This window comes from Pseudomonas sp. S2_H01, assembly GCF_054668305.1.
The window spans coordinates 3,521,458-3,546,856 of record NZ_CP162756.1 but is presented as its reverse complement, the minus strand read 5'-3'; the positions used below and the strand labels follow the sequence as shown (position 1 = coordinate 3,546,856).

28 protein-coding genes are annotated in these 25,399 nt (G+C 59.2%); 12 read left to right on the top strand and 16 right to left on the bottom strand.

From position 1 onward, the window contains the following. Window positions 1-141: 141 nt before the first annotated feature. From zapE to AB4N84_RS15840, 3 genes are all read right to left on the bottom strand, one after another. A complete protein-coding gene (zapE, locus tag AB4N84_RS15850; RefSeq protein ID WP_460042175.1) occupies window positions 142-1,236 on the bottom strand; it encodes a cell division protein ZapE in 1,095 nt (364 codons plus the stop codon). Window positions 1,237-1,302: 66 nt separating this feature from the next. Then, a complete protein-coding gene (locus AB4N84_RS15845) occupies window positions 1,303-2,652 on the bottom strand; it encodes a tryptophan--tRNA ligase (protein WP_460042174.1) in 1,350 nt (449 codons plus the stop codon). A 27-nt stretch (window positions 2,653-2,679) separates the two neighbouring features. Beyond that, window positions 2,680-3,309, bottom strand: a complete 630-nt coding sequence (locus AB4N84_RS15840) for an alpha/beta hydrolase (protein WP_460042172.1) — start codon at window positions 3,307-3,309, stop codon at window positions 2,680-2,682. 145 nt (window positions 3,310-3,454) lie between these two features. Between AB4N84_RS15840 and AB4N84_RS15835 the strand changes: the two genes are divergently transcribed. Beyond that, entirely contained in the window at window positions 3,455-3,892 is a 438-nt protein-coding gene (locus AB4N84_RS15835; protein WP_074753883.1) for a Z-ring associated ZapG family protein, read from the top strand. A gap of 932 nt (window positions 3,893-4,824) precedes the next feature. Here AB4N84_RS15835 and cysN read toward each other — a convergent pair. The 3 genes from cysN to AB4N84_RS15820 all read right to left on the bottom strand — a co-directional run bounded on the left by cysN (window position 4,825) and on the right by AB4N84_RS15820 (window position 8,564). Continuing rightward, on the bottom strand, window positions 4,825-6,723 hold the full coding sequence (gene cysN, locus AB4N84_RS15830; protein WP_460042171.1) for a sulfate adenylyltransferase subunit CysN: 1,899 nt from the start codon (window positions 6,721-6,723) through the stop codon (window positions 4,825-4,827). A 15-nt stretch (window positions 6,724-6,738) separates the two neighbouring features. Beyond that, complete coding sequence (cysD, locus tag AB4N84_RS15825) at window positions 6,739-7,656, bottom strand: sulfate adenylyltransferase subunit CysD (protein WP_074753879.1); 918 nt, start codon at window positions 7,654-7,656, stop codon at window positions 6,739-6,741. 149 nt (window positions 7,657-7,805) lie between these two features. After that, complete coding sequence (locus AB4N84_RS15820) at window positions 7,806-8,564, bottom strand: Nif3-like dinuclear metal center hexameric protein (RefSeq protein WP_074753877.1); 759 nt, start codon at window positions 8,562-8,564, stop codon at window positions 7,806-7,808. Window positions 8,565-8,665: 101 nt separating this feature from the next. Here AB4N84_RS15820 and algW point away from each other — a divergent pair, with 101 nt between their 5' ends. Further along, entirely contained in the window at window positions 8,666-9,826 is a 1,161-nt protein-coding gene (algW, locus tag AB4N84_RS15815) for a Do family serine endopeptidase AlgW (protein ID WP_074753875.1), read from the top strand. A gap of 160 nt (window positions 9,827-9,986) precedes the next feature. Here the strand turns inward: algW and hisC are convergent, their stop codons facing one another. From hisC to AB4N84_RS15765, 10 genes are all read right to left on the bottom strand, one after another. After that, window positions 9,987-11,039, bottom strand: coding sequence for a histidinol-phosphate transaminase (hisC, locus tag AB4N84_RS15810; RefSeq protein ID WP_460042170.1), 1,053 nt, complete (start codon window positions 11,037-11,039; stop codon window positions 9,987-9,989). Between the two features lie 2 nt (window positions 11,040-11,041). Continuing rightward, window positions 11,042-12,370, bottom strand: coding sequence for a histidinol dehydrogenase (gene hisD, locus AB4N84_RS15805; RefSeq protein ID WP_460042168.1), 1,329 nt, complete (start codon window positions 12,368-12,370; stop codon window positions 11,042-11,044). Window positions 12,371-12,514: 144 nt separating this feature from the next. Continuing rightward, window positions 12,515-13,150 (bottom strand): ATP phosphoribosyltransferase, encoded by a 636-nt coding sequence (gene hisG / locus AB4N84_RS15800; protein WP_074753869.1) that lies wholly within the window; start codon window positions 13,148-13,150, stop codon window positions 12,515-12,517. Between the two features lie 171 nt (window positions 13,151-13,321). Continuing rightward, window positions 13,322-14,587, bottom strand: coding sequence for a UDP-N-acetylglucosamine 1-carboxyvinyltransferase (gene murA, locus AB4N84_RS15795; RefSeq protein WP_074753963.1), 1,266 nt, complete (start codon window positions 14,585-14,587; stop codon window positions 13,322-13,324). A 23-nt stretch (window positions 14,588-14,610) separates the two neighbouring features. Beyond that, on the bottom strand, window positions 14,611-14,850 hold the full coding sequence (locus AB4N84_RS15790) for a BolA family protein (protein WP_062384295.1): 240 nt from the start codon (window positions 14,848-14,850) through the stop codon (window positions 14,611-14,613). A 114-nt stretch (window positions 14,851-14,964) separates the two neighbouring features. Beyond that, window positions 14,965-15,270, bottom strand: coding sequence for an STAS domain-containing protein (locus tag AB4N84_RS15785; RefSeq protein ID WP_074753867.1), 306 nt, complete (start codon window positions 15,268-15,270; stop codon window positions 14,965-14,967). Beyond that, a complete protein-coding gene (locus AB4N84_RS15780) occupies window positions 15,267-15,920 on the bottom strand; it encodes an MlaC/ttg2D family ABC transporter substrate-binding protein (protein WP_460042167.1) in 654 nt (217 codons plus the stop codon). Before AB4N84_RS15780 ends, AB4N84_RS15785 begins: the two co-directional genes overlap by 4 nt. Window positions 15,921-15,931: 11 nt before the next feature. After that, window positions 15,932-16,399, bottom strand: coding sequence for an outer membrane lipid asymmetry maintenance protein MlaD (gene mlaD / locus AB4N84_RS15775; protein WP_074753864.1), 468 nt, complete (start codon window positions 16,397-16,399; stop codon window positions 15,932-15,934). Next, window positions 16,399-17,196 (bottom strand): lipid asymmetry maintenance ABC transporter permease subunit MlaE, encoded by a 798-nt coding sequence (gene mlaE, locus AB4N84_RS15770; RefSeq protein WP_074753863.1) that lies wholly within the window; start codon window positions 17,194-17,196, stop codon window positions 16,399-16,401. Before mlaE ends, mlaD begins: the two co-directional genes overlap by 1 nt. Then, complete coding sequence (locus tag AB4N84_RS15765; RefSeq protein ID WP_074753861.1) at window positions 17,196-18,005, bottom strand: ATP-binding cassette domain-containing protein; 810 nt, start codon at window positions 18,003-18,005, stop codon at window positions 17,196-17,198. Before AB4N84_RS15765 ends, mlaE begins: the two co-directional genes overlap by 1 nt. A gap of 328 nt (window positions 18,006-18,333) precedes the next feature. Here AB4N84_RS15765 and AB4N84_RS15760 point away from each other — a divergent pair, with 328 nt between their 5' ends. The 10 genes from AB4N84_RS15760 to AB4N84_RS15715 all read left to right on the top strand — a co-directional run bounded on the left by AB4N84_RS15760 (window position 18,334) and on the right by AB4N84_RS15715 (window position 25,379). Further along, the gene (locus AB4N84_RS15760; protein WP_074753859.1) at window positions 18,334-19,308 is read left to right on the top strand and encodes a KpsF/GutQ family sugar-phosphate isomerase; all 975 of its coding nucleotides are present in this window, start codon (window positions 18,334-18,336) and stop codon (window positions 19,306-19,308) included. Beyond that, the gene (locus AB4N84_RS15755; protein WP_074753857.1) at window positions 19,309-19,842 is read left to right on the top strand and encodes a KdsC family phosphatase; all 534 of its coding nucleotides are present in this window, start codon (window positions 19,309-19,311) and stop codon (window positions 19,840-19,842) included. It begins immediately after the preceding gene. 10 nt (window positions 19,843-19,852) lie between these two features. Next, window positions 19,853-20,425 (top strand): LPS export ABC transporter periplasmic protein LptC, encoded by a 573-nt coding sequence (gene lptC, locus AB4N84_RS15750; protein WP_074753855.1) that lies wholly within the window; start codon window positions 19,853-19,855, stop codon window positions 20,423-20,425. Then, entirely contained in the window at window positions 20,412-20,960 is a 549-nt protein-coding gene (gene lptA, locus AB4N84_RS15745; RefSeq protein ID WP_074753853.1) for a lipopolysaccharide transport periplasmic protein LptA, read from the top strand. The genes lptC and lptA overlap by 14 nt, the downstream gene beginning before the upstream one ends. Then, on the top strand, window positions 20,960-21,685 hold the full coding sequence (gene lptB / locus AB4N84_RS15740; protein WP_074753851.1) for an LPS export ABC transporter ATP-binding protein: 726 nt from the start codon (window positions 20,960-20,962) through the stop codon (window positions 21,683-21,685). Before lptA ends, lptB begins: the two co-directional genes overlap by 1 nt. Before the next feature lie 188 nt (window positions 21,686-21,873). Next, complete coding sequence (locus tag AB4N84_RS15735) at window positions 21,874-23,367, top strand: RNA polymerase factor sigma-54 (protein WP_460042166.1); 1,494 nt, start codon at window positions 21,874-21,876, stop codon at window positions 23,365-23,367. A 77-nt stretch (window positions 23,368-23,444) separates the two neighbouring features. Beyond that, window positions 23,445-23,753 (top strand): ribosome hibernation-promoting factor, HPF/YfiA family, encoded by a 309-nt coding sequence (gene hpf / locus AB4N84_RS15730; protein WP_062384329.1) that lies wholly within the window; start codon window positions 23,445-23,447, stop codon window positions 23,751-23,753. Between the two features lie 12 nt (window positions 23,754-23,765). Next, the gene (gene ptsN, locus AB4N84_RS15725) at window positions 23,766-24,230 is read left to right on the top strand and encodes a PTS IIA-like nitrogen regulatory protein PtsN (protein ID WP_074753847.1); all 465 of its coding nucleotides are present in this window, start codon (window positions 23,766-23,768) and stop codon (window positions 24,228-24,230) included. A gap of 2 nt (window positions 24,231-24,232) precedes the next feature. Beyond that, window positions 24,233-25,090 (top strand): RNase adapter RapZ, encoded by an 858-nt coding sequence (rapZ, locus tag AB4N84_RS15720; protein ID WP_074753845.1) that lies wholly within the window; start codon window positions 24,233-24,235, stop codon window positions 25,088-25,090. Between the two features lie 16 nt (window positions 25,091-25,106). Then, a complete protein-coding gene (locus tag AB4N84_RS15715; protein WP_460042165.1) occupies window positions 25,107-25,379 on the top strand; it encodes an HPr family phosphocarrier protein in 273 nt (90 codons plus the stop codon). Window positions 25,380-25,399: the final 20 nt, after the last annotated feature.

The following is a 25,399-nucleotide window of genomic DNA, read 5'->3' as shown; positions in this document are numbered from 1 at the left end:
CGATGCAGGGCTTTTTTTGCGAAACGTGATGGTAGGAGCCGGCTTGCTGGCGAATGCGGTGAGTCTGCACCGGATCCGGGGACTGACACTCCGCGTTCGCCACCGTCGTCACCTCCGGCAGCTCCTACAGGTATTGCGGTGTCAGGGCTTGTGCGCCCGCGACAGGAATTCGTGGGACTGCATTTCCAGCAGGCGACTCAACGTGCGCTGGAACTCGAAGTTCAGGCGGCCGCCGGTGTACAGGTCCTTCAGCTCGACTTCCGCCGAGATGATCAACTTGACGTTGCGGTCGTAGAACTCGTCGACCATGTTGATGAAGCGACGGGCGATGTCGTCGGTGGTGACGCTCATCTGTTCGACGCCGCTGAGCAACACGGCGTGGAAGATCTTGCCGAGTTCGATGTAGTCGTTCTGGCTACGCGGACCGTCGCACAACTCGCGGAAATCGAACCAGGCCACGTCGTCGCACGTACGAATCGCCTTGATCTGACGGTTCTCGATGATCAACACATCGTTTTCCACAGCCTTGGTGCATTCCGGGGTCAGCGCGCGGAAGCTCTTGCGCATGCTGTCCTGAGCCGCTTCGTTCAGCGGGAAGTGGAACAGCTCAGCCTGCTCCAGGTGACGCAGGCGATAGTCCACGCCACTGTCGACGTTGACGATGTCGGTGTTCTGCTTGATCAGCGCGATGGCGGGCAGGAAACGTGCGCGCTGCAGACCGTCCTTGTACAGACCGTCCGGCACGATGTTGGAGGTCGCCACCAGCGTCACGCCGTTCTTGAACAGCTCTTCCATCAGCGTGCCGAGGATCATGGCGTCGGTGATGTCGGACACAAAGAATTCATCGAAACAAATGACCCGGGCTTCACCGGCGAACTGCTTGGCGATCAGGGTCAGCGGGTTCTTCTCACCCTTGAGGTTCTTCATTTCTTCGTGCACACGCTTCATGAAGCGGTGGAAGTGCGTGCGCATCTTGTCTTGAAACGGCAGCGCTTCGAAGAAGGTATCGACCAGGTAAGTTTTGCCACGGCCGACGCCACCCCAGAAATACAGGCCTTTGATCACCGTGACTTCTTTCTTGCCGAACAGCTTGCCGAACAGGCCAGGCTTGCTCTCGTGGGCAGCCACCAGATCGTCGTACAGACGCTGGAGATGACGCACAGCGTTTTCCTGAGCGGCGTCGTGGAAGAATTCAGGTTTCTTGAGGTCGTTCTGGTAGCTTTCTAGGGGGGTCATATTCGTTACGTTAGCTAGGTAGCAAAAACGGGCCGTCACTGTAGCGATGGCCCGTTGCAATGGCAATTAATCCTGTTGCGGCGCCAGCGCCAGCTTCAGGCTCTCGACCGCTGCATCACGGGCGGCGGCATCGGCGAACGCCGGACTGTCCGCAACGCAGGCACCTTCCAGCCATACGGTGAAGGCGTCGCCTTCCGTCCGAATGTCCAGCTCGCCGCCTTGCTGCAGTTGCTTGGTCACCCCGCCGGCAGCCTTGCCGTCGGCGAAAAGACGCGACAGCAGCAATTGCTCGCCATCGGCCGCCAGCAGACGAAAACGGAAGCTGCCGTCGTCTTCACGGAAACTCACAAAGCGCGCACCCTTGCTGGCTTTCTTCTTGGTGGCGGCGACCGTTTGAGTGGTTGTGCGGAAGGAACGCAGGCCAACCGCTTCACGCAGTTCACCCAGGAACGGCGTCGCGATACGACGGGCCTTCTGCGCTCCGGCCTGCAGAATGTCCTCCAGATCGGCCGGACGTTCAATCAGACGATGGTAGTTCGCGCGCGCCTCACCCAACTCGCTGTCGAGCAACTGGAACAGGCGCTGCTTGGCGTCGCCCCAGCCCAGGCCCTGGACCAGGTCGCCACGAAATTCGTTGCTCTGCTCTTTGGTAGCGAACGCCTGGTAGAGGGTGAACAGGTGCGAGTTGTCCGGGTCCTTGGCTTCGCCCGGCAGACGGGAGTCGGTGACGATGCGCGAAATCGCGTCCTTCATCTCCTTGGCGCTGCTGAACAGCGGGATGGTGTTGTCGTAGCTCTTCGACATCTTGCGACCGTCAAGGCCCGGTAAGGTCGCCACACTCTCTTCGATCAGCGCTTCAGGCATGACGAAGAATTCCTTGCCCTTGCCGAACAGGTGGTTGAAACGCTGGCCGATGTCGCGGGCCATCTCGACGTGCTGAATCTGGTCGCGACCGACCGGCACTTGATGGGCATTGAACATCAGGATGTCAGCGGCCATCAGCACCGGGTAGCTGAACAAGCCCATGGTGATACCGGCGTCCGGGTCTTCACCGGCGTCGACGTTCTTGTCGACCGACGCTTTGTAGGCGTGCGCGCGGTTGAGCAGGCCTTTGGCAGCGACGCAGGTCAACAGCCAGGTTAGCTCGGGGATTTCCGGGATGTCGGACTGGCGATAAAACGTGACACGTTCGACATCAAGGCCGGCCGCCAGCCAGGTCGCGGCGATTTCCAGACGCGAGCGCTGAATGCGCAGCGGGTCATCGCATTTGATCAGCGCGTGGTAGTCGGCCAGGAAGTAGAACGAGTCGGCATCGCTCTGACGGCTGGCGACGATGGCCGGGCGAATGGCGCCCGCGTAGTTGCCCAGGTGTGGCGTGCCGGTGGTGGTGATACCGGTCAGGATACGAGTGGTCATGGCTAGTCGCTTATTTGGGTGCTGCAATCAGTTCGAAAGGCGCGGCAGGACCAGATCCTTGAGGTCGGTCAGCTTGCCGTGGAAAAAGTGCCCGCATTCTGCCACTTTCAGCAGCTCATGGGGGCGCGACAGTGCGTCAGACCAGGCATAGACGAGTTGTGGGTCGACCACTTCGTCGGTTTCAGGCTGAATCACGGTCAACGAACCGTTTTGCGGCAGCGCGCTCGGGTCGGCGATGCGCATGACGGCGGGCGCGACCATGAACAGGTGATTCAGCGTTTCACCCTTGGCTTCCAGACGCCCGCCCAGGGTCGCGGCGACGAAACCGCCAAAGGAAAAACCGAACAGCGTCATCGGCAGATCAGGGTGTTTTTCACGCAGCCATGACGCAGCAGCTTCGGCATCATCGACCTCGCCTTGCCCCATGTCCGAGCTGCCGGCACTGGCGCCAACGCCCCGGTAGTTGAAACGCAGGGTAATGTACCCGGCGTCGCGTGCCGTGCGTTGCAGGGTCGAGATCACTTTATTGAGCATCGTGCCGCCCTGAACCGGGTTAGGATGGCAGATCAGCGCCACGCCCTTGGCCCCTTCCAGGTCAAGGTACAGGGCTTCGAGTTGGCCCGCGGGGCCGTCGATGAATACAGGGGTTTCACGCATGAGCAAGAATGAACTCCGTGACCTTCAATTGGGTCGACTCGTCTAGCTGATTGTCTGTGGCTGGCATATTGGCGACGCGTCGCCGCTATACAGCGCAGGTTCGAGCCGTTAACGTAAAGCAAAGCCGTTTATAGAGGAAGGACTCGTGGATTACTCGCTCTTAGTTTGGTTGCTGCCGACTATTGCCCTGATCGCCGGTGTAGCCATCGGTTTTTTCGTGGCGCGTGCGCTGCCCAATGCCGCGCCTAACGGCACTCAGCGCCAGCTGGATGACGTTCAGGAGCGTTTCGACAGGTATCAGAACGAGGTGGTCACTCACTTCAACAGCACGGCTAACCTGGTGCAGAAACTGTCCCAGAGCTATCAGGATGTACAAGAACATCTCGCCGAGGGCGCCAACCGTCTGGCCACCGACGACTTGACCCGCCAACGCCTGCTGGCCGCCCTGCACCCGGATGCACTCCAGGCACCCCGCGACCGCCTGACGCCACCGCGTACCGCCGCCGAGCCACCACGGGACTACGCCCCGAAAATGCCGAACACCCCCGGCATGCTGGATGAGCACTACGGTTTGAAGAAGTAAGCAGAAACACCTCGAAAAGCCCGCCGCTGAGATGATCAGCGGCGGGCTTTTTTGTTGGTACGAATCACGGCTGTTTCCGAACAGACATGTCCTACAGACTTATCAGACGCAGCCAACTGCTGATCAAACGGGTCACGCCGTAGCCTTTCCAATCATTTGGAGGGCTAATGAAAGCTATCACCACACTCGTCAGCTGCATCTTGATCGCGGGCTGCGTATCAACAGACTGTGTATCTGACTGCTACTTCGTGGAGCTCAGAAAGTATGACCCTGATCTCGATTACAAGTGCTCGACCGGATCGGTTGATCCAAGATGCGGGGGGCGCGAAGGCACTCTAAAAATGGGCTACTGACCACATCAACACTGCCTGGAGCACCGCGTACCGCCGCCGAGCCATGCCGTAATGGGATGCAGCCGTCTAATTCCCTGATCGTGCCCACGCTCCGCGTGGGTATGCAGCACTAGACGCTCCGCGTCCGCTGCATTGGGACGCAGAGCGTCCTGGGCGGCATTACCACGCGGAGCGTGGGAACGATCAAGAAACACATCGAAAAGCCCGCCGCTGAGATGATCAGCGGCGGGCTTTTTTGTGGGCTGGAGCAAAGGACCCATGTAGGAGCGCGCTTGCCCGCGAAATGTGATGGGTCAGCTACAAATGTGCTGGCAGAAGGAATGCATTCGCGGGCAAGCGCGCTCCTACAAGAACCCTGATCGTGCCCACGCTCCGCGTGGATATGCAGCCCTGGACGCTCCGCGTCCGTTGCAGTGGGACGCGGAGCGTCCTGGGCGGCATTACCATGCGGAGCGTGGGAACGATCAAAACCGCATTCGCCACCGTCGTAACCTCCGGCAGCTCCCACACGGTGAAGCGAATCGCGTCCGACAAAAAACCCGCCATCGAGGGCGGGTTTCTTGTGAGACCAAACGAGATTTAGATCGCGCCGCGCGCTCGCAGCAGATCCAGCACTTGCTTGACGCTTTCTTCCACGTTCAACGCCTGGGTGTCGATCACCAGATCGGCGTCCAGCGGCACGTCGTACGGGAAGGACTCGCCAGGGATGTTGTCCTTGTCGGCGGCGTACAGGCCTTGTGGGTCGCGTTCACGGCAAACCTGAGGCGAGGCCTGGACGTAGATGGTGATCAGGCGGTCGTCGCCAATCAGTGCCTTGGCGTTCTGACGCCCTGCCGCATCCGGCGCAACGAAGGCAGCCAGGGTCAGCAGACCCGCTTCGTTGAACTGACGCGCCACGTGCGCGGCACGGCGCCAGTTCTCGGTGCGACCGGCGCGATCCTGTGGCAGACCTTTGTTCAGGTCGTGACGCAGGTTCTGACCATCAAGGACGAACACCGCACGGCCCATGTCGAACAGTTTGCGCTCGAGCGCGTAAGCCAGCGTGCTCTTGCCTGCGCCCGACAGACCGCTGAACAGCACGGTTGCCGGCTGCTGGCCGAAACGCTGAGCACGTTCTTCAACGGACACATGTGCCAGCGCACCATGGTGCTGACCCGCACCAGACGAGGTCGGTTTGGCGATGATCATGCCCGCCGCGACGGTGCCGTTGGTCAAACGGTCAATCACGATGAACGCACCGGTGGTGCGATTGCTGTCGTAACCGTCCAGCGCGATCGGCGCATCGAGAGCGATTTTTACACGGCCGATTTCGTTCAGCTGCAGGGCACTGGCAGCCCCCTCTTCCAGCGTGTTCACGTCGACACGGTGAGTGATGCTGGCAATCGAGCCCGGCACGTAGGACGTGGCGCGCTTGATGTCGTATTTCTTGCCCGGCAGCATCGGTTCTTCAGCCATCCAGACCAGCATGGCGTCGAAGGAATCCGCTACCTGAGGAAGATTGTCGGCGTGAACCAACAGGTCACCCCGGGAAATGTCGATTTCGTCTTCCATGGTCAGCGTGACGGCCTGACCAGGCCCCGCGTGCTCCAGCTCACCTTCGAAGGTGACAATGGATTTCACACGGCTGCTCTTGCCCGACGGCAGCACCACGACTTCGTCGCCCTTGCGCACGACACCGCTGGCCAGCGTACCGGCGAAGCCACGGAAGTTCAGGTTCGGGCGGTTGACGTACTGCACCGGGAAGCGCAGGTCGTCGAAGTTGCGGTCGTTGGCAATCTCGACGGTTTCAAGGATCTCCATCAGCGACTTGCCGGTGTACCAAGGCGAACGCTCGCTCTTGTTCACGACGTTGTCGCCCTTGAGGGCCGACATCGGAACGAATTCCATGGAGGTCGGCTTCAGGGAGATACGGTCGGCAAACGTCAGGTAATCGGCCTTGATCTGCTCGAAGATCTTCTCGTCGAAGCCATTAAGGTCCATCTTGTTGATGGCGACCACGATGTGCTTGATGCCCAGCAACGAGGCGATGTAGCTGTGGCGACGGGTCTGGGTCTGCACGCCGTAGCGGGCGTCGACCAGAATGATCGCCAGGTCACAGGTGGACGCACCGGTGGCCATGTTGCGGGTGTACTGCTCATGGCCTGGGGTATCGGCAATGATGAATTTGCGCTTGGCGGTCGAGAAGTAGCGGTAGGCAACATCGATGGTGATGCCCTGCTCGCGCTCGGCCTGAAGACCGTCCACCAACAGCGCCAGATCGACGTCATCGCCAGTCGTGCCGGACTTCTTGGAATCGCGGGTGATGGCTTCCAGGTGATCTTCATAGATCATCTTGGAATCGTGCAGCAGACGCCCGATCAACGTGCTTTTGCCGTCGTCGACGTTGCCACAGGTCAGGAAACGCAGCATTTCCTTGCGTTCGTGCTGGCCCAGATAGGCGAGGATGTCCTCGCTGATCAATTCAGATTGATGCGACATGTTCAGACACCCTAATTAGAAATAACCCTGACGTTTCTTTTCTTCCATCGAGCCTGCGCCATCGTGATCGATGACCCGGCCCTGGCGCTCGGAAGTTCGCGTCAGGAGCATTTCCTGAATGATGTCGGTGAGACTGGTGGCCTCGGACTCGACAGCGCCCGTCAACGGGTAGTCGCCCAGTGTGCGGAAACGGACCTTCTTCTTGACGATGCGCTTTTTGTCTTCATCAGACAGGTGATTACGCAGACGATCATCGTCGATCATGATCCAGGTGCCGTTCATTTCGATGACTTCACGCTCGGCGGCGAAGTACAGCGGAACGATCGGGATGCCTTCGAGGTAGATGTACTGCCAGATGTCCAGCTCGGTCCAGTTGGAGAGCGGGAATACGCGAATCGACTCGCCTTTGTTGACGTTGCCGTTGTACACGTTCCACAGCTCCGGGCGCTGGTTCTTTGGGTCCCAGCGGTGCTTGCTGTCGCGGAAGGAGTACACGCGCTCTTTGGCACGGGACTTCTCTTCGTCACGACGTGCACCACCGAACGCGGCGTCGAAACCGTGTTTGTCGAGGGCCTGTTTGAGGCCTTCGGTTTTCATGATGTCGGTGTGCTTTGCACTGCCGTGGGTCAGCGGGTTGATACCCTGCGCAACGCCATCCGGGTTCACGTGCACGATCAGGTCAAGGCCCATGTCCTCGACCATCTGATCGCGGAAACGATACATTTCCTGGAATTTCCAGCGGGTGTCGACGTGCATCACCGGGAACGGCAACTTGCCCGGGAAGAACGCCTTGCGCGCCAGGTGCAGCATCACGGCGGAGTCTTTACCGACGGAGTACAGCATCACCGGGTTATCGAACTCGGCGGCGACCTCGCGGATGATGTGGATGCTTTCCGCCTCCAGCTGTTTCAGATGCGTCAGTTTGTCGACCATGGTTACTCACGGGATAACGTACTTTTATGGAGAGCCTGCGGGCTCTATCGAGCGAGGCACTTTATCATGAGGCCTGATTCTAATCAGCGACCCCGATAGATCGAAACGGTATAACCATATAGCTCAGTCTTTGGACACTTCGACCCGCTTCAGATGGGGTTCGGGCAATCGATGAACATGTGCTCCAGCGCAAAGCGCCTCGCCAGATAATCGCCCAGCGCCTGGACACCGTAGCGCTCAGTGGCGTGATGACCGGCCGCAATGAAGCTGATGTCGTTTTCCCGCGCGCTGTGGAACGTCTGCTCGGACGCTTCTCCGCTGAGGTAAAGATCGACGCCAGCCAGCACGGCTTGATCAATGTAGCCCTGCCCGCCTCCCGTGCACCACCCCACCCGACGAATCATTTCACTGCCTTCGATGAGTAACGGCTCGCGGCCCAGCGCGGACTGCACTCGGTGCGCAAAGTCGCGCGGCGTGACAGGCTCGGCCAGCGAACCGACCAGGCCGACAACCTTCGGATTGTCTGGGTCCAGAGGTCCTTCGACGGTGATGTCCAGCTGCCGAGCCAGTTGCACGTTATTGCCCACCTCAGGGTGCAGGTCCAGCGGCAAGTGATAAGCCAGCAGGCTGATGTCGTGCTTGAGCAGCGTCTTCAAACGCCGCTGCTTCATGCCGGTGATGCAGGCGTTCTCGCCTTTCCAGAAATAGCCGTGGTGAACCAGGATCAGGTCGGCGTTGGCCTCGACCGCCGCGTCCAGCAGGGCCTGGCTTGCCGTCACGCCGGACACGATTCGGGTGACCTGCGGCCGGCCTTCGACTTGCAGACCGTTGGGGCAATAGTCCTGCACGCGGGCGCTGCTCAGATAGCGGTCCGCTTCCTCGACCAGAGTGCTCAGAGAAACAGCCATAAAAGTCTCCTAAATATGCAGTTCAGACCGTCCCGGTCCTCGTATAATGCCCGCCATTATGGCGCAGGTACGCTGCGTATTTACCTTCAGGACCTTGTTCAATGTTCAAAGCGCTGCGTTTTCTCGGCTGGCCATTGCTCGCTGGTGTGCTTATCGCTTTACTGATTATCCAGCGGTACCCGCAGTGGGTCGGCCTGCCCAGCCAGGACGTCAACCTGCAGCAAGCCCCTCAAACCGCGTTCATCCAGCAGGGTCCGGTGTCCTACGCCGATGCCGTGAGCAGCGCTGCGCCCGCGGTCGCCAACCTGTACACGACCAAGATGGTCAACAACAAACCCAATCATCCGCTGTTCGAAGACCCTCAGTTCCGTCGTTTCTTCGGTGACAACCTGCCCAAACAGCGTCGCATGGAGTCCAGCCTGGGTTCTGCGGTGATCATGAGCCCGGAAGGCTATCTGCTGACCAACAACCACGTAACCTCCGGCGCGGATCAGATTGTCGTGGCGCTCAAGGACGGCCGTGAAACCATTGCGCGCGTCATCGGCAGCGATCCTGAAACGGACCTCGCGGTGCTGAAGATCGACTTGAAGAACCTGCCGTCCATTACCCTCGGCAGCTCTGACAGCATCCGTATCGGAGACGTTGCGCTGGCCATCGGTAACCCGTTCGGCGTCGGGCAGACCGTGACCATGGGCATCATCAGCGCGACCGGGCGTAACCAGTTGGGCCTCAATACCTACGAAGACTTCATTCAGACCGACGCCGCGATCAACCCGGGCAACTCGGGCGGTGCGCTGGTGGATGCCAATGGCAACCTGACCGGCATCAACACGGCGATCTTCTCCAAATCCGGCGGCTCTCAAGGCATCGGTTTCGCCATCCCGACCAAACTGGCGCTGGAGGTGATGAAGTCGATCATTGAGCACGGTCAGGTGATTAGGGGTTGGCTGGGCATCGAAGTGCAGCCCCTGACGCAAGAACTGGCTGAGTCATTCGGCCTGAAAGACCGCCCAGGCATCGTGGTGGCCGGGATCTTCCGCGACGGCCCGGCGCAGAAAGCCGGTCTGCAGTTGGGCGATGTGATCCTGAGCATCAATGGCGAGCCGGCCGGTGACGGACGCAAGTCGATGAACCAGGTCGCTCGGACCAAACCGACTGACAAGATCGCGATTCAAGTCATGCGTAATGGCAAGGAACTGAAGTTGATGGCGGAAGTAGGACTGCGTCCGCCACAGACGCCGGCGCCTGCGGCTGAGGATTAAGCTTCAGGCATGCAGCGGCGGTGTGCCGGCAACCTGATTGTCGGCTGAACCGCCGCAGCCAACGGTAGGAGCGCGCTTGCCCGCGATCGCGTTCGGTCAGGCAACACACCAGCCATTGACCCAGCGCAATCGCGGGCAAGCGCGCTCCTACAATAAATCGCTACAACGCCCCCAACGCATCCACCAACGCCTGATTCTGCTCTGGCGTGCCGATGGTGATGCGTAGGAATTGCGCGATGCGTTCCTGTTTGAAGTGACGCACGATCACGCCCTGCTCACGCACCTTGGCCGCAAGGCCCGCAGCATCGTGTTTCGGGTGACGGGCGAAGATGAAGTTGGCGGCCGACGGCAGCACTTCAAACCCCTTGCCTTCCAGCTGCCCAACCAAGACTTCACGGCTCGCGATCACCTGCTTGCAGGTCTGCTCGAAGTACTCGCGATCATCGAACGCAGCGGCCGCGCCAACGATGGCCATGCGATCCAGCGGATAGGAGTTGAAGCTGTTCTTGACCCGCTCCAGCGCTTCGATCAGGTCGGGATGACCGACCGCCAGCCCGACGCGCAACCCGGCCAGTGAACGGGACTTGGACAGCGTCTGCGTCACCAGCAGGTTCGGGTACTGATCCACCAGTCCGATGGCCGTCTCGCCACCGAAGTCGATGTACGCTTCGTCGACGATCACCACCGAATCAGGGTTGGCCTTGAGAATCTGCTCCACTGCCTCCAGCGCCAGCAGGCAGCCAGTCGGAGCGTTGGGGTTCGGGAAGATGATCCCGCCGTTCGGGCGGTTGTAATCCTCGACACGGATCTGAAACTGCGCATCCAGAGGAACCGCTTCGAACTCGACGCCGTAAAGGCCGCAATACACCGGATAAAAACTGTAGCTGATGTCCGGGAACAGCAAGGGCTTATCGTGCTTGAAGAACGCGTTATAGGCGTGAGCCAAGACTTCATCGGAGCCGTTGCCGAGGAACACCCGGTTGGACTCGACACCGTAGTAGCGGGCCACCGCCTGCTTGAGCAGGTCACTGTTTGGATCGGGGTACAGACGCAGGTTGTCGTTCACCTCGGCGCGCATCGCCTCGATGGCCCTCGGCGACGGCCCGTACGGGTTTTCGTTGGTGTTCAGTTTGACCAGTTTGGTCAGTTTGGGTTGTTCGCCCGGCACGTAAGGCACGAGGTCACGGACAAAGGGACTCCAGAACTTGCTCATGCTTACTTGCCTTCCTGTTCGTTGTCGACGATTCGGTATTCAGCGCTACGAGCGTGAGCCGTCAGCGACTCGCCTCGCGCCAGCACCGAAGCGGTCTTGCCGAGCTCGGACGCACCCTGCTCGGAGCAGAAAATGATCGAGGAGCGTTTCTGGAAGTCATAGACACCCAACGGCGAGGAGAAACGCGCCGTGCCCGACGTCGGCAGCACGTGGTTCGGGCCCGCGCAGTAGTCGCCCAGGGCTTCGGAGGTGTGACGGCCCATGAAGATAGCCCCGGCGTGACGAATCTGCGGCAGCCAGGCTCCAGGGTCCGCGACCGACAGTTCCAGGTGTTCCGGGGCAATGCGGTTGGCGACTTCGATGGCCTGAGTCATGTCCGCCACTTTGATCAGCGCGCCGCGACCGTTGATCGAGGTATTGATGATCTCGGCACGCTCCATGGTCGGCATCAACCTGGCAATGCTCGCGGCCACTTTGTCGAGGAACTCGGCATCGGGGCTGACCAGAATCGCCTGGGCGTCTTCGTCGTGCTCGGCCTGGGAGAACAGGTCCATGGCGATCCAGTCCGGGTCGGTCTGGCCATCGCACACCACGAGGATTTCCGAAGGACCGGCAATCATGTCGATACCGACCTGACCAAACACGTGGCGCTTGGCGGTGGCGACATAGATGTTGCCCGGCCCGACGACCTTGTCGACCTGCGGAACGCTTTCAGTGCCGTAGGCCAGCGCGGCAACGGCCTGAGCGCCACCGATGGTGAACACGCGGTCAACCCCGGCGATACAGGCGGCGGCCAGCACCAGTTCGTTGATCTCACCGCGCGGCGTTGGCACGACCATGACGACTTCGCCCACGCCCGCCACCTTGGCCGGGATCGCGTTCATCAAAACGGATGACGGGTACGACGCTTTTCCGCCCGGCACGTACAAACCGGCGCGGTCCAGAGGCGTCACCTTTTGGCCGAGCACGGTGCCGTCGGCTTCGGTGTAGCTCCAGGAGTCCTGCTTTTGTCGTTCGTGGTAGCTGCGTACGCGGTCGGCGGCTTTTTCCAGCGCCTGACGCTGCGCCGGGGTGATGCGGGTCAGTGCCAGTTCGAGACGCTCACGCGGCAGAATCAGCTCCGCCATCGACGCCACCTGCAGCCCGTCGAAGCGCTGGGTGTACTCCACCAACGCTGCATCGCCGCGCTCACGCACGTTCTTGATGATATCCAGCACACGCTGATTGACCGAGTCGTCAGACACACTTTCCCAGCTCAGCAGATGAGCCAGATGTCGTGCGAAATCCGGGTCAGCAGCGTTGAGTCGGCGAATGGTGTTGGAAGTGGTCATAGCGTGGGCCTCAATGATTGGCGTTTTCTCAGATGCCTGGAAAGCAGGGAGCCTAAGCTACCAAGCCATCCGCGTAGGCACCTGAGAAATTTGGCTATGACACGGATAGCTGAGCGCGACATTGTTCAATATCGCGCGAAACAGTCAACCGCGGTGTCGCGACTCCACGGCTGTGCGCAGAGTGTCGATCAGCGACTGGATGCGGGCGTGCTGCATCTTCATCGATGCCTTGTTCACGACGAGGCGCGAGCTGATGTGAGCGATCATTTCCTGTGGCTCGAGGCCGTTGGCACGCAGCGTATTGCCGGTGTCGACGACATCGATGATCTTGTCGGCCAGACCCACCAGCGGCGCGAGCTCCATGGAGCCGTACAGCTTGATGATGTCGACCTGACGGCCCTGCTCGGCGTAATAACGCTTGGCAACGTTGACGAACTTGGTGGCCACACGCAGCCGGCCTTTAGGCTCGGCGGCACCGACGGCGCCCGCCGTCATCAGCTTGCACTTGGCAATCTGCAGGTCCAGCGGCTCGTACAAGCCTTGGCCGCCGTACTCCATCAGGACATCTTTGCCCGCAACGCCAAGGTCTGCCGCGCCATGCTCGACGTAGGTCGGAACATCGGTCGCCCGTACGATCAGCAGGCGAACATCGTCCTGGGTCGTCGGAATGATCAACTTGCGGCTCTTGTCCGGATTCTCGGTCGGCACGATGCCCGCTGCTGCGAGAAGCGGCAAGGTGTCATCAAGGATTCGGCCCTTGGACAGTGCGATGGTCAACATGGGAAACGTCAGTCCTTATCAGCAAGCGCGTGTCGGGTCGCAATCGGCGCCCGACAACCTTTGAGTCGATACGTCAGGACTCAAAGTGAAACGAATCAAAAGGTCATGCCTTCAATCAGCTGCCTCGCCGTCTGCGCCAGCGCGGCACAGACAGCGAAACGCTCAGGACTGCTAGCCTGGTACGCGACGGATCTTCGCGCCCAGCATCTGCAGTTTTTCTTCGATGCACTCGTAACCACGGTCGATGTGGTAGATACGGTCGATCAGTGTGTCACCTTCAGCGATCAGCGCCGAAATCACCAGACTGGCCGACGCGCGCAGGTCGGTCGCCATGACAGGCGCGCCTTTGAGCTTCGCGCAGCCAGTCACGATTGCAGTGTTGCCTTCGACCTGAATCTGCGCGCCCATGCGGTGCATTTCATACACGTGCATGAAGCGGTTTTCGAAGATGGTTTCGATCACTGCGCCAGTGCCTTCGGCAATGGCATTGAGTGAAATGAACTGGGCTTGCATGTCGGTCGGGAACGCCGGGTACGGCGCGGTGCGCACGTTGACCGCTTTCGGACGCTTGCCGTGCATGTTCAGCTCGATCCAGTCGTCACCGGTGGTGATTTCTGCACCGGCTTCGCGCAGTTTCTCCAGCACGGCTTCCAGAATCGTCGGATCGGTGTCCTTGACCTTGACGCGGCCACCGGTGGCCGCAGCGGCCACCAGGTAAGTACCGGTTTCGATACGGTCAGGCATGACGCGGTAGGTCGCCGAGCCAAGACGCTTGACGCCATCAATGGTGATGGTGTCAGTACCGGCGCCGGACACTTTCGCACCCATGGCGTTGAGGAAGTTCGCCAGATCGACGACTTCTGGCTCACGCGCGGCGTTCTGCAGGACGCTGCGACCGTTAGCCAACGCGGCAGCCATCATGATGTTTTCAGTACCGGTCACACTGACGGTATCAAAGAAGAAGTGCGCACCGCGCAAGCCGCCTTCAGGCGCCTTGGCTTTGATATAGCCGCCTTCGACGTCAATGATCGCACCCATGGCTTCAAGGCCTCGGATGTGCAGGTCGACAGGACGCGAACCGATGGCACAACCGCCAGGCAGCGCCACTTCGGCCTCACCAAAACGGGCAACCATAGGGCCTAGCACCAGGATCGACGCACGCATGGTTTTCACCAGTTCGTACGGCGCGACCAGGGTCTTGATGGTACGAGGATCGATTTCGACACTGAGTTTCTCGTCGATGATCGGTTCGATGCCCATGCGACCGAACAGCTCGATCATGGTGGTGATGTCATGCAGGTGCGGCAGATTCGCGACAGTCACGGGACCGTCAGCCAGCAACGTGGCTGCGAGAATCGGCAGGGCAGAGTTCTTCGCCCCGGAAATGCGGATTTCGCCATCAAGACGAATGCCGCCAGTAATAATCAGTTTGTCCATTAGAATCTCGACGCCAATTTGGCTCAGGTGCGCTCGGCCCATGCAGCGCGGCTGAAAAATTTCATGGTGACCGCATGGATGCTGCCATCGGCGATCCATGGGTTCAAATGCGTGTAGATCTGCTGCTGGCGCTTGACCGGACTTAGTGTAGCCAGTTCGTCGCTGATCACGTTCAGCTGGAAGTTGCAGCCTTCGCCTTCAACTTCGACCTGGATTTCTGGCAGCTTACCTTCAAGGAAGCTTTTAACTTCTACGGCCTGCATGCTTAACCTCAATCGGCGCCCTACGCGCGCGGGTCGGCCATCATACAAAAAAGCCCTCTCGTTGCGAACCCTACTTTATAGGAGCCGGACGAGGGGCTTGATCGAAGATGGCAATCAATGTTGTTCGAACAGTTCGGTCAGACCGGATACCTGTGCAATTTCTCGCATGTCCTCGGGCAGCGCGCGAACGCTGACCGATTTGCCGGCCGCCTGGGCATCGCGCATGAACCCCAGCAACAGGGCCAGGCCCACGCTGCTGGATTTTTCGACTGCCGAGCAATCGAGCACCAAAGCCGAGGCATCACTGGCCTTGATCAGCTCGGCGCCCTGCTCACGCAGTGCAGGTCCGGTACGATAATCCAGCACACCAAACAGCTTCAGTTCGCCGCCGCCGACTGCGGTGATGCACGCGTCACTCATTTAACGACCTTGTCCGGCGAGTTCTCGGTAGCGTCCTTGGCTTTGGCGACTTCACCGGCCCAACCATCAATGGTCTTGTCCAGGTTGTTGCCGTTGCGCTGCATGGCGTCGGTGAACTGATCGCGGAACAGCTTGCCAATGTTGATCCCGTTAATGATCACATTGCGTACCTTCCACTCGTTATTGATGGTCACAAGGGTGTAGGAAACGGGGTAGACCGCTCCGTTATTGCCCTTGACCGACATGTCGACGGAGGTGCGATCAGCGCCCTCTTCCTTGGCCGGGGAAACGGTAATGCCCTGGTTGTTGTACTCAAGCAGCGCGTTGCCATAGAACTGAATCAGGCTGCGCTTGAAATTTTCTTCGAAACGTTGCATCTGTGCAGGCGAAGCATTACGCGAGTACTTCACGGTCATGATGCTTTTGGAAATACCTTCAGCATCGATCACAGGACCGACGATGCCGTTCAAAGCGTCGTAAAACGCCTGCGGATCGGTTTTGTACTTGTCTTTGTTGGCAGCAAGGTCCGCCAGCAGTTGCTTGGTGGTACGGTCAACCAGGTCATGAGCGGAGGATGCAGGCGCTGCATTGGCGAACAGTGGCAGAGCAGCCAGCAGCACCAGCAAACCACGGCGCAGAATCGAGATCATGAAAAAACTCCTCATTTGGCGTCTTTACCCACGGAATTGAGCAGGAATTTACCGATCAGGTCCTCAAGTACCAACGACGACTGGGTGTCATGAATTGTGCCGCCATCCTTCAACAACTGGTCATCACCACCGACGCTGATGCCGACGTATTTTTCGCCCAGCAAGCCTGCGGTGAGAATAGAAGCCGTGGAATCGGATGGCAGGTTATTCACCCGTTTGTCCACTTCCATGGTCACCCGCCCCATGAAGGTATCGTGGTCCAGATCGATTGCAGTGACCTTGCCGATGGTCACACCGGCCATGGTCACCTTCGCTCTGACAGTCAAACCAGCGATATTGTCGAAATTTGCATAAAGTTTGTAGCTGTCGTTGGTCGCGCTGGCGCTCAGACCGCTGACCCGCAGGGCGAGCAAGAGCAAAGCCAGGATCCCGGCCAGCAGGAACAGGCCGACACCGGTTTCGAGGGAGCGGTTTTGCATCAGAAGTCTCCAAACATCAAGGCGGTCAAAATAAAGTCCAGGCCCAATACGGCCAAAGAGGCATACACCACGGTCTTGGTCGTGGCGCGACTGATCCCTTCTGAAGTGGGCTCGCAGTCATAGCCTTGAAACACGGCAATCCAGGTGACGACAAAAGCGAAAACGACGCTCTTGATGACACCATTGATGACATCGTTTGGAAAGGACACGCTGTTTTGCATGTTGGCCCAGAAAGAACCTTCATAGACGCCAAGCCAGTCGACCGCTACCCACGATCCACCCCAGATACCCACCACGCTGAAGATGATCGCCAGCACCGGCAGCGAGATGAACCCGGCCCACAGACGAGGGGCAACGATGTATTTCAGCGGGTCGACACCAATCATTTCCAGGCTGGACAACTGCTCAGTGGACTTCATGTTGCCAATTTCAGCGGTCAAGGCAGAACCTGCGCGCCCTGCGAACAGCAACGCAGTAACGACCGGCCCCAACTCGCGCAACAGCGTAAGGGCAACCATTTGCCCGACGGCTTGTTCAGAACCGTACTTGGCGAGGATGCTGAACCCTTGAAGGGCCAGAACCATCCCGATGAACACACCGGAAACGACGATGATCGCCAGCGACATGACGCCCACTGAATAAAGCTGACGCACCAACAACTGGAAGCCGCCACCGATTCCGCCTCGCCCCAGCAAGGCATGAACCAGAAAAATCCCCGAACGCCCCAGTACCGCAACAATATCGATCGCGGAGCGCCCCATCAGGCGAACACGATCCATCAATGACTTTCTGCGCATCAGCGCTTCCCCAAAAGATCTTCGCGATAATCCGGTGCCGGATAGTGAAAAGGCACGGGGCCGTCTGGATCCCCCGTCATGAACTGACGAATGCGCGGATTATCCGACTGCATCAATTCCTGCGGTGTCCCCTGCCCAAGCACCTGACCGTCACCCACCACGTATAAGTAGTCGGCAATGCTGGCGGTTTCCGCCAAGTCATGGGAAACGACAACACTGGTGATACCCAGTGCATCGTTGAGCAGACGGATCAGCCGAACCAGCACACCCATCGCGATCGGGTCTTGCCCCACGAAGGGTTCGTCGTACATGAGAATCTGCGGATCGAGCGCAATCGCTCGCGCCAGCGCCACACGGCGTTTCATGCCGCCGGACAGTTCATCCGGCATCAATTCGACAGCGCCACGCAAACCCACCGCCTGCAATTTGAGCAGGACGATGTCGCGAATCATGTCTTCAGGCAGTTTGGTATGAACACGCAGCGGGAACGCCACGTTTTCGAAAACGTCGAGATCAGTAAACAGCGCACCGCTCTGAAACAGGACACCCATCTGCTTGCGAGCATCGAAAAGATCACTGCGCGACAGCTCGGGCAGGTTCTGGCCATTGACCCAAACCTCACCGCTACTGGGGCGCAACTGTGCCCCCATCAGGCGCAGCAGGGTGGTTTTACCACTGCCTGACGGCCCCATGATGCCGGTGACTTTGCCCCGGGGGATGCGGATGTCGACATTATTAAAGATGCTGCGCGTACCGCGTTTGAAGGACAAACCCTTCAATTCGACCGCGTAGGCGTTATCGGCACTCATCTAAACTCCTTGCGATGCAGCCTGTCTCTCTCAGATGCCGCGTCCTTGACGAACGACACACTGTCTGGAGGGGCCGAACAAGCGGCGAACTATAACACCGCTCTCCGATGCCGCCAAAGCTCGCGCACGGCAAGTCGTGATAACTCCGTTATATTTCGCAAAGAACGGAAAATTCCTGCACAGCTTACGGCCTGTTTTGGGCAACGCCTGAAGGACGGCCCCGTCAACAAACACAGCGCTATAAACAAACTGCTGCGATGAAGCGTGAGGGTTTTCAACATTGCCGTTATAATCCCCGCCTTTTCACCAGACTGACCCTATTTTCGACATGACCAATGCCCGCGACCTGATTCAATCCGCTCAGTGCACCATCCGCCTTGAAATAGAGGCCGTCGAAGGCCTGCTCGCGCATATCGATGCGGATTTCGTCCGTGCCTGCGAAATGATTCTGGAAAGCCAGGGCCGCGTGGTCGTGGTCGGCATGGGCAAATCAGGACACATCGGAAAAAAGATCGCCGCGACGCTGGCCAGTACGGGCACCCCTGCGTTCTTCGTTCATCCAGCCGAAGCCAGCCATGGCGACATGGGCATGATCACCAGCGCCGACATCATCCTGGCGCTGTCCAATTCGGGCACTACCTCAGAGATCGTGACCCTGCTGCCCCTGATCAAACGCCTGGGCATCAAACTGATCAGCCTGACCGGCAATCCCGAATCCACGCTGGCGAAGGCCGCGGACGTCAGGCTCAATGCCCGTGTGGAAAAAGAAGCCTGCCCGTTGAACCTTGCGCCGACGTCGTCGACGACCGCAGCCTTGGTCATGGGCGATGCCCTGGCGGTTGCGCTGCTCGATGCGCGCGGCTTCACCGCCGAAGACTTTGCGTTCTCCCACCCAGGTGGTGCACTGGGCCGTCGCCTCCTGCTGAAAGTCGAGCATGTGATGCATACGCAAGCCGAACTGCCTCAGGTTGCTCGCGGCACACCGCTGCGCGACTCGCTGATGGAAATGACCCGCAAGGGCCTGGGCATGACCGCCATCGTCGAACCCGACGGTCGCCTCGCCGGGATCTTCACTGACGGTGATTTGCGCCGCACGCTGGACCGTGATGTCGATCTGCGCCAGGCCGTTATCGATGAAGTGATGACCGTGCACGGCAAGACCGTCCGCCCGGAGATGCTCGCCGCCGAGGCGTTGAAAATCATGGAAGATAACAAGATCGGCGCACTGATCGTGGTCGACGAGAACGATCGCCCCATCGGCGCGTTCAACCTTCAAGACCTTCTGCGCGCGGGAGTGATGTAAATGAGCGTCGATATGAATGAACTGATGCAGCGCGGCAAACACATCAAACTGGCGGTCTTCGACGTCGACGGCGTACTCACAGATGGCCGACTGTACTTCCTGGAAGATGGCAGCGAGTTCAAGACATTCAACACACTGGACGGTCAGGGCATCAAAATGCTGATCAACTCCGGTGTCGTCACGGCAATCATCAGCGGACGGAAAACCCCGGTCGTTGAGCGCCGCGCCAAAAACCTGGGCATCGCGCACCTGTACCAGGGACGTGAAGACAAACTGGTGGTACTCGACGAACTCCTGCAGCAACTGCATCTAAGCTATGAGCAGGTCGCCTACCTCGGCGACGATTTGCCTGATCTTCCGGTCATCCGCCGGGTAGGCTTGGGCATGGCCGTCGCCAACGCGGCCGGGTTTGTCCGTCAACATGCGCACGGCACCACACAAGCCAAAGGCGGCGAAGGTGCCGCGCGAGAATTCTGCGAGCTGATCCTGAGCGCTCAGGGCAATCTCGAAGCGGCACACGCCGCCTACTTATAGAAGTGCATTTATGCTGAGCAAACGATTTCGTACGTTTTTGATCTTCGGTGTGCTGGCACTGCTGCTTGCAGCGGCTGGCTACTGGAACATCAGCCCTGAAAGTTTCATGGACCAGCCCAAGGCTGCCGTGGACGAAAGCGCCATCGACTACTATGCGATGAACGCGCACAGCATTCAGTACCTGCCCGATGGCTCGATGCAATACGATATGACCGCTGACAAGGTCGAACACCTGAAGGCCACCGACGTCACCCTGATGACGACCCCGGTCCTGCAGATGTTTCGCGGATCGGAGTTCCCGTGGCATGTTCAGAGCGTGCGCGCCGAAGTGTCGCCGGGCGGGGATCACGTCGAGCTGATCGACAAGGTTCGCATCAATCGCACCGACGAAAAGAACCGAACCACCATCATCACCAGCACACGCATGACTGTCTTCCCCCAGAAGCAATATGCGGAAACCGCGCAACCCGTTAGAATCGACGGCTTTAACGGCGTGAGCACGGGTACGGGTATGAAAGCCTATCTAAAAGAAAGCAGGATACACCTGCTATCGAACGCAAGAGGACAGTATGAGGCTCCTTAAAACCCTCCCTATTTTGCTCGGTCTGGGCGCAGCACTGGGAAGCGTGAGCGCCTGGGCTCTGCCGAACGATCAGGATCAGCCTATCCGCATTCAGGCCGACGACGCCCAGCTGGACGACAAGCAAGGCATCGCCACCTATACCGGTAACGTGATCATCACCCAAGGGTCGATGAAGGTGACCGGCAACACCGTGACCATGACCCGTACGCCTGCAGGCGACATCGACGTCGTGACCTCGGTGGGCAACCTGGCCTACTTCGAGCAGTTGCAGACGGCCGGTGACACCAAACCCGTTCAGGGCTGGGGCGTCACTATTCAGTACCACGCGCCGCAAAACCGCATCGTGCTGATCGACAAGGCCAAGGTGATCGACAAGGACAGCAACGTGACGCAGGGCGAGAAAATCGTCTACGACACCGTCCGCAAACTGGCGAGTGCCGGCCGAGCCACAGGCAGCAAAGTCACCGAATCGCGCCCTCGTGTCGACATGGTGATTCAGCCGAAAAAGAAAACCGACCAGCAGAAGGCCCAGTAATGGCAACGCTGAAAGCCCAACACCTGGCCAAGGCTTACAAAAGCCGCCAGGTCGTGCGAGACGTCAGCCTGTCCATCGACAGCGGCCAGATCGTCGGTCTTCTGGGCCCTAACGGTGCAGGCAAGACCACATGCTTCTACATGATCGTGGGCCTCGTTCAGGCCGATCAGGGGCGCGTGCTGATCGACGACCAGGACGTCAGCCACCAACCGATGCACGGCCGCGCCCGCGCCGGTATCGGCTATTTGCCGCAAGAAGCCTCGATCTTCCGCAAGCTGTCGGTGTCGGACAACATCATGGCCATCCTTGAGACCCGCAAGGAGCTTGATCGCGCCGGACGTCGCAAAGAACTGGAGAGCCTGCTCCAGGAGTTCCATATCACGCACATCCGCGACAACCTGGGCATGAGCCTGTCCGGTGGTGAGCGTCGTCGCGTGGAAATCGCCCGCGCACTGGCCACGGCGCCGAAGTTCATCCTGCTCGATGAACCCTTTGCCGGGGTCGACCCGATCTCCGTGGGTGACATCAAGCAGATCATCTACCATCTCAAGGCCAAGGGTATCGGCGTTCTGATCACCGACCACAACGTCCGCGAGACCCTCGACATCTGCGAAACGGCCTACATCGTTAACGATGGGCAACTGATCGCGGAAGGCGATGCTGAAACCATCCTGGCCAACCAGTTGGTCAAAGAAGTGTATCTCGGCCACGAGTTCCGCCTGTAACCGGACGATGACAAGGGGTTGGCCGGCGACCGCAGTGTGCGCCTGACCGCCAACCTCGTTTTAATTGTCATCACACCCTAGGCAAACACTCCGGTTTCAGGCATATAATTTGCTTAAGTTGGCGCCCAGGCGCCCCAGTAGTGGATGGCGCGCATGTGCGCCGGCGAATAAGGTGTTAAGTCTCTGCCATGAAACCTTCGCTAGTCTTGAGAATGGGCCAGCAGCTGACGATGACGCCGCAGCTGCAACAGGCCATCCGCTTACTCCAACTGTCGACGCTGGATCTCCAACAGGAAATCCAGGAGGCACTGGAGTCCAACCCTATGCTCGAGCGCCAGGAAGAAGGCGACGACTTCGATAACGTCGACCCCATGGCCGACAACATCGAGCAAAAGCCCAACCCGGACGTTCAGGAACCGACTTATCAGGAGTCCGCGCCCACCGTCGACAACCTGGAAGACGGCGAATGGAGCGAGCGCATTCCCAACGAACTGCCTGTCGACACCGCCTGGGAAGACGTTTACCAGACCAGCGCCAGCAGCCTGCCCAGCAACGATGACGACGAATGGGATTTCACCACGCGCACGTCCGTCGGTGAGAGCCTGCAAAGCCATCTGCTCTGGCAGTTGAACCTGGCGCCGATGTCCGACACCGATCGCCTGATCGCTGTCACGCTGATTGACTGCATCAACAACCAAGGCTATCTCGACGAGTCCCTCGAGGAACTGCTGGACGCTTTTGATCCAGAGCTCGATATCGAACTGGACGAGATCGAGGCCGTTCTGCACCGCATTCAGCAATTCGAACCTGCCGGCATTGGTGCTCGCAACCTCAGCGAATGCCTGTTGCTGCAACTGCGTCAGTTACCGGCGAAGACCAAATGGCTCGCGGAAGCTCAACGCCTGGTCGGCGATTACATCGACCTGTTGGGCAGCCGTGACTACGCGCAACTGATGCGCCGCATGAAGCTCAAGGAAGATGATCTGCGCCAGGTCATCGAACTGGTGCAAAGCCTGAACCCGCGTCCAGGGTCCCAGATCGAGTCCACCGAAGCGGAATACGTCGTTCCCGATGTGATCGTGCGCAAGGACAACGAACGCTGGCTGGTCGAGCTCAATCAGGAAGCCGTTCCGCGCCTGCGGGTCAATCCGCAGTACGCTGGCTTTGTGCGTCGTGCCGACACGAGCGCCGACAACACCTTCATGCGCAACCAGTTGCAGGAAGCGCGCTGGTTCATCAAAAGCCTGCAGAGCCGTAACGAAACCCTGATGAAGGTTGCGACCCAGATCGTGGAACATCAGCGTGGTTTCCTTGAGTACGGTGACGAGGCGATGAAACCGCTGGTATTGCACGACATCGCCGAGGCGGTCGGCATGCACGAATCGACGATCTCGCGCGTGACCACGCAAAAGTTCATGCATACCCCGCGCGGCATCTACGAACTGAAATACTTCTTTTCCAGCCACGTCAGCACCTCTGAAGGCGGCGAATGCTCGTCTACCGCCATCCGCGCGATCATCAAAAAACTGGTTGCCGCGGAAAATCAGAAAAAGCCGTTGAGTGACAGCAAGATCGCTGGTTTACTGGAGGCACAAGGCATTCAAGTGGCCCGTCGCACCGTCGCCAAATACCGCGAGTCTCTAGGGATAGCGCCTTCCAGCGAACGCAAGCGATTGATGTAAGGGTCACAGGCCACAGCGTTCCAGTGGCAGGCAACCAAGCCTGCCTCTTAATGCACTGGCAACGAAGGAGAAGCTGTATGCAAGTCAACATCAGTGGACACCAACTGGAAGTGACCAAGCCCCTGCGCGAGTACATCGAGCTGAAGCTGAAAAAGCTCGAAGGGCACTTTGACAAGATTACCAACGTGCAGGTGACGATGGCCGTCGAGAAACTCAAACAGAAGATCGAGGCCACCCTGCATATCCACGGTGGAGAGGTGGTTGCCAATGCGGAGCATGACGACATGTACGCGGCAATCGACCTGCTCACTGACAAGCTAGACAGACAATTGCTCAAGCATAAGGAAAAGCAGCAAAGCATCCTCAAAGGTGCGGCCGCTCGCTGACACTCCCCATCCATGATCCGACTTGAAAACATTCTGACCCCTGGCCGTTCACTCGTGAACGTGCCAGGCGGCAGCAAAAAAGCCGTCCTCGAAGAGATTGCCAAAATGATCGGGCAGCAGGTGCCCGAATTCGACTGGCAAACCGTCTACGAAAGCCTTATTGCCCGCGAGAAGCTGGGTTCTACCGGCTTCGGTAACGGAATCGCGATCCCTCACTGTCGACTCAAAGGCTGCACGTCTCCGGTCAGCGCAGTGCTGCACCTGGAAAAGCCTGTCGATTTCGATGCCATCGACGGCGCCCCGGTGGACCTGCTGTTCGTGTTGCTGGTCCCTGAAGCCGCCACCGATGCACACCTCGAATTGCTCCGACAGATCGCCAGCATGCTCGACCGCGCCGATGTGCGCGCCAGCCTGCGTAACGCGAAAAGCAGCGACGAACTGTACAACGTCGTGCTCCACGTACAGAACGGGCACTGACCATGCGCATGATCATCGTCAGCGGTCGCTCCGGCTCCGGCAAGAGCACGGCCCTCGATGTTCTGGAAGACAGCGGTTTTTACTGCGTCGACAACCTGCCCGCTGGCCTGCTGCCTGAACTGGCCGAACGCGCACTGATCAACACGGAGCTGGCGGAACCTCTGCTGGCAGTGTCCATCGACGCCCGCAACCTGCCCAGTCACCTGACCCGTTTTCCGCGAATGCTCGAAGAGGTTCGCAGCCGGCACATCCGGTGCGATGTACTGTTTCTGGACGCCGAGGAGTCCACGCTGCTCAAGCGGTTCTCCGAAACCCGCCGTCGTCACCCGCTGAGCAATGCGACACGCTCGCTGGCCGAGGCGATCCGTGACGAGAAAACCTTGCTCGGGCCGATCATCGATCTCGCCGACCTGACCATCGACACGACCCACCTGAACCTCTATCAGCTGCGCGATACGCTCAAGTTACGGCTGCTGAACAAGCCTGAACCGGGTACCGCTTTCCTGATCGAATCGTTTGGCTTCAAACGGGGCATGCCCGTGGACGCGGACCTGGTGTTCGACGTTCGCTGCCTGCCTAACCCGTACTGGAAGCCTGAATTGCGCGAGCAATCCGGGCTTGATAAGCCGGTAGCCGACTACTTGGCCGCGCAGTCAGATGTCGAAGAAATGTTCCAGGACATCTCGTCGTACCTGACCAAGTGGTTGCCGCGGTTCGCCGCCAGCAACCGCGCCTACGTCACCATAGCCATTGGCTGCACCGGCGGACACCACCGCTCCGTCTACCTGACCGAACGCCTGGGTCAGTCCCTGCAACAGTCGCTCAAGAATGTTCAGGTCCGCCACCGCGACCTAAGCTGAAAGGATCCCCATCGCGATGCCCGCTCACCAGATCACCATCATCAACAAGCTGGGCCTGCACGCCCGCGCTGCAGCAAAGTTCGTTGGCGTTGCCGGCAAATACCCCTGCCAGATCAGGGTCGGCCGTAGCCCCGACAGCATGGTCGACGGCAAGAGCATCATGGCCGTCATGATGCTGGCCGCCGGCAAAGGCACCGAGATCCATCTCTTCACGGAAGGTGACGAGGAACAAGCCGCGCTGGACGGCTTGATCGAACTGATCAACAACAGGTTTGACGAGGGCGAGTAATCGCCCTTTTCACCTTTTTG